The 12209-nt window shown below is 73.0% G+C and carries 9 protein-coding genes; 2 read left to right on the top strand and 7 right to left on the bottom strand.

What is annotated here, in order from left to right:
• Positions 1-56 precede the first annotated feature (56 nt).
• Positions 57-488 carry an SsgA family sporulation/cell division regulator gene (locus tag HAV40_RS25645; protein WP_120318938.1) on the bottom strand — a complete coding sequence of 144 codons (432 nt, stop codon included), beginning with the start codon at positions 486-488 and terminating at the stop codon, positions 57-59.
• Between the two features lie 291 nt (positions 489-779).
• Here HAV40_RS25645 and HAV40_RS25640 point away from each other — a divergent pair, with 291 nt between their 5' ends.
• The gene (locus HAV40_RS25640) at positions 780-1208 is read left to right on the top strand and encodes a TIGR02611 family protein (protein ID WP_166385534.1); all 429 of its coding nucleotides are present in this window, start codon (positions 780-782) and stop codon (positions 1206-1208) included.
• 199 nt (positions 1209-1407) lie between these two features.
• On the opposite strand, the gene HAV40_RS25635 is transcribed toward HAV40_RS25640, so the two are convergent.
• From HAV40_RS25635 to HAV40_RS25610, 6 genes are all read right to left on the bottom strand, one after another.
• On the bottom strand, positions 1408-2559 hold the full coding sequence (locus HAV40_RS25635; RefSeq protein WP_166385532.1) for a VWA domain-containing protein: 1152 nt from the start codon (positions 2557-2559) through the stop codon (positions 1408-1410).
• Complete coding sequence (locus HAV40_RS25630; protein ID WP_203671587.1) at positions 2556-4838, bottom strand: DUF5682 family protein; 2283 nt, start codon at positions 4836-4838, stop codon at positions 2556-2558. Before HAV40_RS25630 ends, HAV40_RS25635 begins: the two co-directional genes overlap by 4 nt.
• Entirely contained in the window at positions 4835-5923 is a 1089-nt protein-coding gene (locus HAV40_RS25625; RefSeq protein ID WP_166385530.1) for an ATP-binding protein, read from the bottom strand. The genes HAV40_RS25630 and HAV40_RS25625 overlap by 4 nt, the downstream gene beginning before the upstream one ends.
• The gene (locus HAV40_RS25620; RefSeq protein ID WP_166385528.1) at positions 5920-7407 is read right to left on the bottom strand and encodes a DUF5691 domain-containing protein; all 1488 of its coding nucleotides are present in this window, start codon (positions 7405-7407) and stop codon (positions 5920-5922) included. Before HAV40_RS25620 ends, HAV40_RS25625 begins: the two co-directional genes overlap by 4 nt.
• Before the next feature lie 37 nt (positions 7408-7444).
• Positions 7445-8770 carry an SWIM zinc finger family protein gene (locus HAV40_RS25615; RefSeq protein ID WP_166385526.1) on the bottom strand — a complete coding sequence of 442 codons (1326 nt, stop codon included), beginning with the start codon at positions 8768-8770 and terminating at the stop codon, positions 7445-7447.
• 61 nt (positions 8771-8831) lie between these two features.
• Entirely contained in the window at positions 8832-9632 is an 801-nt protein-coding gene (locus HAV40_RS25610; RefSeq protein WP_166385524.1) for a hypothetical protein, read from the bottom strand.
• 336 nt (positions 9633-9968) lie between these two features.
• Between HAV40_RS25610 and HAV40_RS25605 the strand changes: the two genes are divergently transcribed.
• Positions 9969-12209 (top strand): sensor histidine kinase, encoded by a 2241-nt coding sequence (locus HAV40_RS25605; RefSeq protein WP_166385522.1) that lies wholly within the window; start codon positions 9969-9971, stop codon positions 12207-12209.

The raw sequence follows: 12209 nt of genomic DNA, 5'->3' as shown, positions 1-12209 counted from the left end.
GTTCGCCTAGCTCAAGGGAGTGATCATCCTGCTGACCGCCGCTGGTCAGCAGTTGATCATCGTCCGGCGAGCAGCCGGTTGACCGCCGCGTCGACGTCGAGGTGGTCGGTCTCGCGACCGCGGGGAACCACGACGTAGGTGCGGCGCAGGAAGCGTACGAGCACGCTTCGCGGTACTTCGAAGAGCGCGTTGCCGTCGGGTGACGACAGGGCGAGCGCGACGAAGTCTCCGCGCGGGGTGGCCCAGGGCCAGACCCGCACGTCGCCGATGCCGGCCGGTTCGTCGAGTCCGGTGACCAGCAGTTCTCGGGCGAACGACCAGCTCACCGCCTCGCCACCGGCAGACTCGGCATGGAAGAGCACATGCACCGCGTACGGGTCGACCGGGTCGTAGCGAAGACTCGCCCGCACCGGAAGCGAGGTCGCGTCGGGCGCGACCAGCCGCAACGATGTCTCGACCTCGACGGTCGTAGGACGGATAGCACTCATGGACGTACTCCCCCCGGCACTGCGGCGGAGCTTGACCGCCCCGCCCCTCCCATACTCAAGGTGACCCTCCCCTATACGCTCCGTCATCGTTCGATCTCACCCGATAGCGGGAAGATCGATGATTACGGGGGCACGGACCTACCTACAGGGAGTAAGATGCCGTGCTTTTGCCGGTATTGCTGATATGCGATGCCGGCCAGGACCGTCGACACACTCCGGTAACGTCCAGTCATCGGGGTTGGTGACGGGTGATTCCGCGACCCTGGCGACATGGCTGACAAGGGTGGGGAGATGAGCGACAAACCGGACTTTCCTCAGGGCTCCAGCTCCTGGCGGGACCGGGCACGGATAGCGCATCAGACCGTTCGGGCTAATCCGACCGGGGCAGTAGCGCTCAAAGTGATCATCGGGGTGCTGGGCGCGGTCGTGGTCGCGATCGGGATCCTGCTCATCCCGCTGCCGGGGCCGGGCTGGCTGATCGTGATCGGCGGTCTGGCGATCTGGGCGATCGAGTTCGTGTGGGCACGCCACCTGCTGCAGTTCACCAAGGACAAGGTGCGCGGCTGGACCGGGTGGGTCACGCGCCAGTCGCTGCTGGTCCGCGTGCTGATCGGGCTGGCCGGGCTGGTGTTCGTGGCCGCCGTGCTGCTCACCACACTGCGGTACAGCTTCGGCATCAACGTGGTCAGCCAGGCGTGGGCCTACGTGAACACCCGTTGAGCGGGCGGCCGGACGTGCCGGACGCAGCACCGAGACCACCGGTGAGCGGGGCGGGCGAGCGCTCCGGACAGCAGGGCCCGTACGTCCGGAGGACTTGACCGGACGCGTGGCAGGCGGTGTGATCAGAGTGATCCGGCCGCGCCCGTCAACCTCCCCAGGTCAGCGCGGCCGGGTCCGTGCGTTGTGGCTGATCCGTGGCTCAGCGCCCCATCTTCTCGATGATCGGCTGGAGTTCCCGGCGTTCGATCGCGGCCGCCATCAGTTCCGGGAACGCGTCCGGTGTGCACGCGAACGAGGGGACCCCCATCGCGGCCAGGGCCGAGGCGTTGCTGTGGTCGTACGCCGGGGCACCTTCATCGGACAGTGCGAGCAGGACGATGACCTGCACCCCGGCGGCTTTCATGGTGGCGACGCGGCGCAGCATCTCCGCGCGCACCCCGCCCTCGTAGAGGTCGCTGATGAGGATGAAGATGCTGTCCCGGGGACGGGTGATCAGGCCCTGGCAGTAGGCGATGGCCCGGTTGATGTCGGTGCCGCCGCCCAGCTGTGTACCGAACAGCACCTCGACCGGGTCGTGCAGCTCGTCGGTGAGGTCCACGACCGCGGTGTCGAACACGACAAGCGACGTACGCAGGCATTTCATCGACGCCAGCACGGCGGCGAACACTCCGGAGTAGACCACCGACGCGGCCATCGAGCCGGACTGGTCCACGCACAGCACCACATCACGGTGCACGGACCGGGTCTGGCGGCCGTAGCCGATCAGCCGCTCCGGCACGACGGTGCGGTGTTCGGCCTGGTAGTGCTTGAGGTTGGCGCGGATGGTGCGGTTCCAGTCGATGTCGCGGTGACGCGGGCGGGTGATCCGGGCGGCGCGGTTGACGGCACCGGTGATCGCGGCCCGGGTGCGCTGCGCGACGCGGCGTTCCAGCTCCGCGACGACCTTCGCGACGACCATGCGGGCGGTGGTGCGGGCCTTGTCGGGCATCACCTTGTTCAGTGACAGCAGCGTGCCGACCAGGTGCACGTCGGGTTCGACGGCCTCCAGCATCTCCGGTTCGACCAGCAACCGGGTCAGGTTGAGCCGTTCGATCGCGTCGGCCTGCATGACCTGGACCACGGTGGAAGGGAAGTACTGCCGGATGTCGCCGAGCCAGCGGGCCACCTTCGGCGCGCTGCCGCCCAGCCCGGCGCTGCGGCCGGAGCCGCCCTCGCCGTCGCCGTCGCGGTAGAGGGCGGCCAGGGCCTCGTCCATGCCCTTGTCCGTCCCGGCCAGTGCGACGCCGGTGCCTTCGGCGCCCTCTCCGCCCAGGACCAGCCGCCAGCGGCGCAAACGCTCGTCGTCGCTCACCGTGCTCCCCTTCCCGCTGCCAGCAGCAGTTCCAGCGTCGGCAGCACCCGCGCGACCCGTGCCGGGTCCAGGTCGCCGAGTTCGTCCACTTCGGAGGCCGGGCGCGACGCGCCCGTGCCCAGGCGGCGGACCTGCTCGCCGACCGCGCGCCGCTCGGGGGCGGCGAACGCGGCGAAGGTGCGCCGCAGCAGCGGCAGCACCGCCGTGAACACGTCCGGGGCGAGCCCGGCCAGCCAGCGGTCGGTCAGTGTCAGCAGTGCCTCGTCGTGCACCAGCAGCAGGCCGCCGCCGGACAGGAAGCCTTCGACGTAGCCGGCCGCGGTCACCGGTGGCACGCCGACGGTCAGCGTGCGGGCCAGCCGCAGTTCGGCGGCGTCGGCGTCGAGGGTGCCCGCGTCGCGCAGCAGCCGCAGCAGCCGCCCGGCGAGCAGGCCGGGCAGGTCCGAGCGGTCGACGAGGCGGGACAGGGTGTCCAGCCACTCCGTACGCAGCGGCAGCCGGTCGGCGAGCAGGCCCAGCGCCTCGTGCGTGGCGTCGAGGTGGACGCGCATCGCGCGGGCGGCGTCGTCGTCGAGGCCGGTCAGCGCGCCGGGCAGGCCCAGCCGGATCCGGGTGACCAGGCCGGTCAGCACCTCGGCGAGCGCGTCGGTGCTGGTGGCGCGGACATCGCCGTAGCGCAGCGAGCGGGCCAGCGCCGGGACGGCTGCCATGAGCTGGGCGACGTCGGTGTCCAGGGCGGCCCGGTCGGACAGGTGGCGCAGCACGGCGGGCTGGGCGTCGGGCAGCTGCGCGAGCAGGCACGACTCCAGCAGGCCGGTCAGCGCCGCGAGGTCGGCTTCGGCGGCGGCCTCGATCGCCTTGGCGGTCGCGGCCTGTTCGACGGTCGTGCCGTAGCCGCTGGCCGCGATGAGGTCGACGGCGTACTCGGGGTGCCATTGCAGCTGCCAGGACTCCCAGAAGGTGCCCTTGCCCGTCTTGGGCGGCTTGGCGGTGCCCCAGCCGACGCCGAGCAGCCGCAGCCGGTGCAGCAGCCGGGAACGTTCCAGGTCAGTCGGTTTGCGCAGGTCGAGGTCGTGTTCGCTGATCAGGGCCTGCTGGGCGAGCTTCAGGCGGCGGGAGGTGGCGTCCAGGTCGCGGGCCAGCGGCACCGCGGGGGCGTCCGGGGGTACGGCGCCCAGCCGCTCCCCCACCACGACCTTGCGCTGGACCAGCTCCAGGCGGGTGTCGTCGCCGTCGCAGAGCACCGCCCGGGTCGCCTCGGTGACCTCGGCCAGGCCCGGCAGCGGCCGCCCCCGCAGCACCGCCAGGGTGTCGGCGAGCCGCGCCGACTCGATGACGTGCGCGCTGGAGACCGCCAGGTCCTCGGCGCGCAGCACCCCGGCGACGCCGACGAGCCAGCGCTCCACCGGCTGGTCCTCGGCGGTGAACAGGTGGTGGTACCAGCCGGGCGCGGTGACGCCCGCGCCGTAGCCGCTCCACGACGCCAGGCGCCCGTGCGTCCACGGCACCCAGGTCACCGTCGTCGGGGTGCTCGGCAGGCCCTTGAGCAGGGCCGCGTCGTCCCTGGCGGGTGGCAGGTCACCGGTCAGCGCGGGCACATGCCACGCGCCGCAGACCACCGCGACGCGCTGGTGGCCCTCCTTCAGGGCAGCGCGCAGCACCTGGCGCATGTGCGCCTCCCGGACCAGGTCCTCGGTGATCGCCGGGGCGACCTCGCGGACCGCCGCCATCGCCTCGGCCACGGCCGCGAACGGCGGCACGTCGCGCCGGTGCTCGATCACGTCCTCCCACCAGCGCTCCGGGTCGTCGTACCCGGCGGCGTGGGCGAGCCCGGCGATCGGGTCGACGCGCAGTTCCTCCTCGGTGTCCGTGACGGCCGCCGTGCCGCTGTCGTCGACCGGCCCGGCCGGTTCGGTGGCGGCGGGCTCGGCGGCGCGGGCCGCGAAGCGGTGGCCTGCGGGCAGGTCGCAGAAGCGCAGCGGCACGTCGTGGGTGACGGCCCAGCGCATCGCCTGCCATTCCGGGGAGAAGACCGCGAAGGGCCAGAACGATGCGGTACGCGCGTGCTCGCCCTTGGCCGCGCTGGTCGGATAGGCCAGCAGCGCCACCGGCGGCTCCAGCCGCTCGTCGGCCGCCAGCGCCACCAGACCGTCCGCCTCGGGCGGGCCCTCCACCAGGATGACGTCGGGTTTCAGCTCGTCCAGCGCCCGCACCAGCGCCCGGGCCGAACCCGGCCCGTGGTGGCGTACGCCGAAGACGTGCACCCGGTCGGTGCTCACTCCGCCTCCCGGGCGGCGCGGTAGAAGTCCTTCCAGCCGTCGCGCTCGCGCGCCACGGTCTCCAGGTACTCCCGCCACACGACCGCGTCGGAGACGGTGTCGCGGACCACCGCACCGCGGATGCCCGCGGCGACGTCGGCGGCCCGGACGGTGCCGTCGCCGAAGTGCGAGGCCAGGGCCATGCCGCTGGTCATCACCGAGATCGCCTCGGCGGTGGACAGGGTGCCGCTGGGGCTCTTGAGCTTGGTACGCCCGTCGGCGGTAAGCCCTTCGCGCAGCTCCCGGAACACGGTCACCACCCGCCGGATCTCGGTGATCGCGTCCGGCACCTCCGGCAGCTCCAGGGACCGGCCCAGCGACGCGACCCGCTGCGCGACGATCTCGACCTCCTCCTCGACGGTGCCCGGCACCGGCAGCACGACGGTGTTGAACCGCCGCCGCAGCGCGCTGGACAGCTCGTTGACGCCCCGGTCGCGGTCGTTGGCGGTGGCGATGACGTTGAAGCCCTTGACCGCCTGCACCTCCTCGCCGAGCTCCGGCACCGGCAGCGTCTTCTCCGACAGGATCGTCAGCAGCGTGTCCTGCACGTCGGAGGGCACCCGGGTCAGCTCCTCGATCCGGGCGATCGCCCCGGTGCGCATCGCGCGCATCACCGGGCTGGCCACCACCGCACCCGCGGTCGGGCCCTCGGCCAGCAGCCGGGCGTAGTTCCAGCCGTACCGCATGGCCTCCTCGGGCGTGCCCGCGGTGCCCTGGACCAGCAGCGTCGAGTCGCCGCTGATCGCCGCCGCCAGGTGCTCCGACACCCACGTCTTGGCGGTGCCGGGCACCCCGAGCAGCAGCAGCGCCCGGTCGGTGGCCAGCGTCGCCACGGCCACCTCCATCAGCCGCCGCGGCCCGATGTACTTGGCGCTGACGTCCTTGCCGTCGCCGAGCAGGTACGTCACGACGGCCTGGGGCGACATCCGCCAGCCGGGCGGGCGGGGCAGGTCGTCGGCGGCGGCCAGCGCCTCCAGCTCCGCGGCGTAGAGCTGCTCGGCGTGCGGGCGCAGCACCGTGGGCGTGGCGTCGATGGTGGAGGTCATGAAAGCTCCTGGTGGATGTCGAGGCGGATCTGCAGCATCGTGGTGAAGCGGACCAGCAGTTGCTGGTCCGCGGTCGGCAGGGAGTCGTGCAGGGCACGGGCCTTGCCCGCGTACGCCGGGTCGAAGCCCCACTCGGCGTGGCGCAGCAGCTGCCACCAGCCCGAACGGCGGCGCTCGGTGTCGGCCAGGCATTCGAGCACGGCGTCGGCGACCGGCGCGGGCCACGGCTGCGGCAGCACGTCGAGGAACCGGACCACCGCGTCGACCTTGCGGCGCAGCTGGGCGGCGATCAGCTCGGCAAGGTCCTGCTCGGGCATAACAGCGGCGAGTTCGCGCAGCTCGTTCATGTCGTGGCGGCCGATCCCGTCGAGGATCAGCACCGCGGCCCAGGCCGCGTGGCGCTGGGTGATCGCGGCGCGGGTCAGCCCGGCGCGCAGCACCGCGCCCCAGGTGTCGTCGAACTTGCGGCTGAGCAGCCCGGCCGGGGTCGGGTCGAACGCGGTCCAGCAGTCCAGCGGCGCGTACTCGATGATCTGGCGCAGCCAGTGGGTGCGCTCGCCGACGCCGGTCGACGGTTTGGCGCTGATCCCGTCGCGGCGCATCGTGTCGTCGTACTCGGCCGGTGGCGTCGCGACCAGCCGCCGGTCCGCGACGTGTACGCAGGCCAGCGCCCGGTCGGCCATCCGCTGCCGGTATGCCGAGCCCGGCAGCGCGCCGAGCAGCCGCGCCGCGGCCTCGCGGACCTGCGCGCGCCGGTCGTCGAGGGTGTGCTCCAGCCACGGCTCGTCGTCGGGCCCGAGCCCGGTGCCGCAGGCGGCGAGCAGCGCGGCCAGGTCGGACGCCTTCTCCTGCGGCCATGCCTGCGCCAGCAGGTCCCGCCCGGCGGCGGCGTCGCGGGCGCGCAGTTCGGTGAGGTAGCGGACGCGGTCGGCGAGCCGTCCGGTGTCCCAGTCGGCGGCCTGTGCCGGGGCGTCCTGCTGCACGGCCCAGGCCCAGCGGCCCGGTCCCTGCAGGGCCAGCCAGCCCAGCCGGGCCCCGCCGACCGAGCGCACCGCCGCGCGGGCGGCGGTGTCGGCGCTGCCCAGGTCGAGCAGCGCGACCAGGATCGCCGGTCCGGCCAGCAGGCCACGGTCGGCGGCCACGCGCAGCCACTCCCCGGCCAGTTCCCGGGTCGTGGTCCGGTCCAGTTCGACGCTGCCGCCGGACAGCAGTGCCGCGAGCCGCTGCTGCGCGGCGGGCGAGGCGTACGGCGCGGTCTCGGCGGTCGCGGGTTCGGGACGCGAGGTCCGGGCGGGGGTCTGCCCCGCGCGGCGGGCCACGGTCACCGCGGCCGCCGCCGACAGCAGCCCGTCGGGGCCGAGTTCGCCGCCCAGCGCCGCCAGCACGGTGGCCAGCGGACCGTCCGTGCCGGGCAGCACCAGTCTGCGCCGGTCGGTGCCGACGAGGGCGCTGGACATCAGATCGGACCAGATGCTCGTGCTCATGCCGACACCCCTGGCTGCGCGCCGTAGTAATAAGGCCTCATGCGCGGGACACCTCCGTGCCGTCGTACACGGCCAGCGGGCGCAGCCCGGCCGGTCCCCACTCGGCGGCGAGGGTGATCTCCTGTCCACCCGCGACGGCGGCCAGCCGCCACGGCTCGGCGAGCGCGGGGTCCAGCGGCAGCGCGTCGCCGTCGGGGTCGACCAGGTGCCAGGGGCTGCCGGGGGCGAGCACCCCGCGTACCAGCACCGGCCACTGGAACAGCCACGGGTCGGCGGCCAGCGCCGCGCCGACCTCGTCGAGGGCCTGCGCGACGGTCTGCGCCGGTCCGGGCACCGGGCAGGACCGGGGGGCGCCGTGCCGGGCCGCGACCACGGCCCGCAGCGGGGCCGCGCCGGGGTAGTAGGTCAGTTCGGCGTCGAGTTCGGTGCCGAGCACGAGGTCGACGGGCAGCGCCTGGCCGGGCATCGCGAACGACAGCACCAGCGCCGCGCGTCCGGTGTCGCGGCCGCGCAGCCATACCCGGCGGCTGGTCAGCTTGTCCTCGGTGTCGTCGCGGGTGCCGACGACTTGCCACCGGTCCCGCACCGGCTCGCCCGCCAGCACCTGTTCGGTGGTCACGGCCTGGCCGACGCGGCTGCTCACCGTCGCGGCCAGTTCCTCGGGCAGCGCGTCGGGGTTGGCGGCGGCACCGGCCAGCAGGTGCAGCAGCGACAGCTCGGCCAGCAGCCGCTGCTCCCAGCCGGGGCCGGAACTGGGCAACGGGGCGAGCCGTCGCACCGCGGCGGCCAGGCCGGGGGCCTGCGCGTCCACGAGCCGCGCCGCGACCTGCTCGAACGGCCGGTAACCGGCCTGGTCGAGCCCGGCGATGCCGTGCCGGACCTGATCGGACAGCCAGGTGCGCAGCTCGGCGATGCCCGCGGCGACGGACTCGGCGCGTTTGCCGGCGCGGCGCTGTGCGGCCCGCTCCTGGGCCTCGGTGCGCGGCGCGGCGGCCTGCTCGGCCTTCTTCGCCGCGCGTGAGCCGCGCGAGTCGGTCCACTCGGTCATCCACTGCGGCGGCTCGGTGTCCGCGACCTGGCCTGACGACCAGCGCAGCAGCAGCGCGAGCGCGTGCTTGCAGGGAAACTTGCGGCTCGGGCAGGAACAGCGGTAGGCGGGCTCGGTCAGATCGATGCAGATCTGGTACGGGTTGCTGCCGCTGCCCTTGCACAGCCCCCACAGGCCGGCCGGGGTGCCGCCGTGGCCGGTGGCGCTCCAGCCGGACGCCCCGGCGAGTTTGCGGGCCGCGGTGAACGACGACGCGTCGGGGGCCAGTCCCTGGACCTGTTCGGCGGTCCAGGGCGGCTCGGTCGGTTCGGACATGCGCGCCACCGTAGCCACCCCGTCCGACAACGACTGTCGCGGCCTGCCCGCGCGGGCACGCTCAGAGGGTGGCGGGGGCGGCCTGTGCGTCCTGTGGCTGGCCCGGCGGCACGGTCTCGTCCAGCTTGGCGCGGTCGTCGGGCAGGCGGGTGCGGGCCGGGTCGAGGAAGTCGATGAGGTCGATCAGCGCGTGCTGGGCGCGCAGCAGCCGCTCGTTGCCGGTCCGGTCGTGCGTCACGATCTCGGCGACGTCGTCGAGCAACCGGCGGAACCAGCGGCGGAACTCCAGGCTCTGGTCGAGCCGGGCGCAGAAGACCGGGTAGGTCATGCTGTCGGCGCGGCCGTTGGCGGACTCGATGAGCAGCTCGCCGATGGCCCGCTGCTGGCCCTTGAACAGCCGGAAGTGGGTGCCGGGCAGCTTCAGCGACGAGAACGCCGCGCCGACCGAGGTCAGGTGGCGGTTGAAGGTGCGGTTGCTGTCCTCGTCGCCCAGGTCCAGGAAGCGCAGGTCACGGCGGATGATCTCGACCCAGCACAGGTAGTCGGCCAGCACGTAGACGGTGTAGTCGCGGGCGTAGCGCCGCTCGTCCTCGTCCTCGTGATTGAGGTATTCGGCCAGGTAGGTGCCGCCGACGGCGTTGTGCAGCCGGGACTGCAGGTTGAACGCGGCCAGCAGCAGCGGCTCGCGGTACCGGCTGATCACCTCCTGGGCCTGCTCGGCCTTGGTGGCCTCGTGGCGCTCGGCGGCCAGGCGGTACTCGAACATGGCGTTGCGGCGGGCCGACCAGGTCGTCATCACACCGGCGACGATCGCGCCGAGCACGGACAGCGCCGCCGATACCACGGTGACGATATCGCCCATCGATGATCCTCCAGATCTGACGCCGCTGCCGTGCGACAGTGTGCCGGGCGGCCGGGTACGTGCCAAGCCCGTACACCCAGCGCAAGCACTCCATCGCCTTAAGTGACTTCGTCCACAATGGACATCCACCGCAGTGGACAGGAATGCCATCGCCGACTAGGTTCACTGCCCGGAGGCATTGTCAAATAGCGACCTGTGGCGTGTCATGGTTCCGTTTCGTGCTCCGGCTGGCCCCCGGACCACGATGTTGACGTCGCGGTGAGCCGTACCTTGGACGTGGTCAGTGTGAGAAACCGTGGCTGGAGCATTCGCGCCAAGATCATGACCCTGGCGGTGGTGCCATTGGTTGCCATCACCGGCCTTTCCGTCTTCGGAGTGGCGGTCAGCGCGGGCGACGCGCTCAACCTGCTCGCCGCCCGCGACTACGAACAGGTCTTCGGCGCATACGGCGAGCGCATGATGGTCGAGATGCAGAAGGAGCGGCGGATCTCGGTCGCCGAGAAGCCCGGCTCCCCCGTGCTCGCCGCCCAGCGGCGCGCCACCGACGAGCGCGAGCAGCAGTTCCACACCCGACTTGCCGACAGCAAACTGCGCGACGACCTGCCGCCGGACCAGCTCGCCGCAGTCGACGCGTTCCTGGCCAAGCTTGCCAAGCTGCCCGAACTGCGCACCGAGGTGGACGCCGGCGACCTCGACGCCGCGGCCGCCGTCCGCCGCTACTCCGAGATCATCGACACGCTCTACCAGGCGTTCACCCCGATGACCAAGCTGGCCGACCCCGAGCTGGCCGCGCTGGCGCACAGCATCTTCGCCATCAGCCGGGCCCGCGAGCTGCTGGCCCGCGAAGACGCCGTCATCACCGGCACCGTCGCCGACGGCAAGCTCACCCTGATCGAGCAGAACCATGTGCTGCGCGCCATCGGCGCCCGCCGCCAGGTGCACGACGAGGCGCTGGCCGCGCTGCCCGAGCCGCACCGCGAGCACTTCCGGCAGATCTTCGACAGCGACACCTACGGCACCCTGTTCGCGATGGAGGAGACGCTCAGCACCTCCCGCCCCGGCAAGGTCCTCGTCGACCCCGCCACCTGGCGCAGCACGAACGACGCCATCTACCAGCAGATGGACTCCACCGAGGGCGCGGCCGCCGCGGCCACCTCCAACCTGGCCAACGAGCTGGGCATCGCGGCCTTCGCGCAGACCATCGTCGCCGCCCTGCTCGGCCTGCTGTGCGCGGCGATCTCGCTGGTCCTGGCCCTGCGCACCGGCCGCTCGGTGGTCCGCCGCCTGGAGCGCCTGCGGGTGTCGGCCCTGGAGGTAGCCCACGAGCGGCTGCCCCGCGCCATCGCCGCCCTGCGCCAGCCCGGCGCGCTGGTCAACGACCCGTCGCTGACCGACGTGCCACTGGTGGCCGTCGGCACCGACGAGGTCGGCCAGGTCGGCCACGCGTTCGGCGCGGTGCAGCGCACCGCGGTGCGCGCCGCCGTCGACGAGGCGGTGCTGCGCCGCGGCATCAGCGAGGTCTTCCTCAACATCGCCCGCCGCTCGCAGGCGCTGCTGCACCGCCAGCTCACCCTGCTCGACCGGATGGAGCGGCGCACCACCGAGCCGCAGGAGCTCGAAGACCTGTTCCGGCTCGACCACATGGCCACCCGCATGCGCCGTCACGCCGAGGCGCTGGTCATCCTCGCCGGTGCCGCCCCGGGCCGCGGCTGGCGGCACCCGGTCCCGGTCATCGACGTCGTGCGCGGCGCGACGTCCGAGATCGAGGACTACCAGCGGGTCACCATCGACCGGCTGCCCGACGTGAAGGTCGTCGGCCGGGCCGTCGGCGACATCATCCACCTGCTGGCCGAACTGCTGGAGAACTCGACCTCGTTCGCCCCGCCGCACACCCGTGTGCGGGTGTTCGCCGAGCAGGTGAGCAACGGCCTGGCTCTGCACGTGGAGGACCGCGGCCTGGGCATGAGCGACGCCGAGCTGGCCGAGGCCAACACCAAGCTGGCCGAGCCGCCCGCATTCGACCCCGCCAGCAGCTCCCGCCTGGGTCTGCTGGTCGTCGCCCGGCTGGCTGCCCGGCAGGGCATCACCGTGCGGCTGCGCCCGTCGTCATACGGCGGCATCACCGCCGTCGTGCTCATCCCGACCGAGCTGGCGCTGACCGACCCGACCGACAAGGGCGAGCCGGTGGGCATCTTCGCCCCGCGCGCACCCCGCGCCGTCGAGGCGGCCCCGGCCGTCCCGGTCGAGGAGCAGACCGTCGACCTGGGCGGTCGCGGTGGCGACGAGACCACCACCGTGCTGCCCAAGCGGGTCCGCAAGGCGGCCGTGGAGACCGCCCCGGCCGCGTCCGAGGAGACCACCGCCGCGCTCGGTTCCGCCGAGCCCGCCGTGGTCCCCCGCCAGCGCAGCGCCGACCAGGTCCGGACGATGATGTCCGCGTTCCAGTCGGGTACCGTGCGCGGGCGCGCGAAGGCCTCCACCGAGAGCCTCGCGAGCGCGGACGAGCCCACCGCAGCACCCACCCCGCAAGACAGCGCCGGTATGGAAGACAGCTCCACCCTGGAAGGACGTGCCTGA

The sequence above is a fragment of the Catellatospora methionotrophica genome, from assembly GCF_011297335.1.
Lineage (GTDB): Bacteria > Actinomycetota > Actinomycetes > Mycobacteriales > Micromonosporaceae > Catellatospora > Catellatospora methionotrophica.
Note: the sequence above shows the minus strand (reverse complement) of the source record. Positions and strands in the feature narration are given on the sequence as shown.

What these genes read in the sequence shown, in the direction of transcription:
- HAV40_RS25645 (WP_120318938.1), bottom strand. Translation starts at nt 488, where the DNA reads ATGAGTGCTATCCGTCCTACGACCGTCGAGGTCGAGACATCGTTGCGG.
- HAV40_RS25640 (WP_166385534.1), top strand. Translation starts at nt 780, where the DNA reads ATGAGCGACAAACCGGACTTTCCTCAGGGCTCCAGCTCCTGGCGGGAC.
- HAV40_RS25625 (WP_166385530.1), bottom strand. Translation starts at nt 5,923, where the DNA reads ATGACCTCCACCATCGACGCCACGCCCACGGTGCTGCGCCCGCACGCC.
- HAV40_RS25620 (WP_166385528.1), bottom strand. Translation starts at nt 7,407, where the DNA reads ATGAGCACGAGCATCTGGTCCGATCTGATGTCCAGCGCCCTCGTCGGC.
- HAV40_RS25615 (WP_166385526.1), bottom strand. Translation starts at nt 8,770, where the DNA reads ATGTCCGAACCGACCGAGCCGCCCTGGACCGCCGAACAGGTCCAGGGA.
- HAV40_RS25610 (WP_166385524.1), bottom strand. Translation starts at nt 9,632, where the DNA reads ATGGGCGATATCGTCACCGTGGTATCGGCGGCGCTGTCCGTGCTCGGC.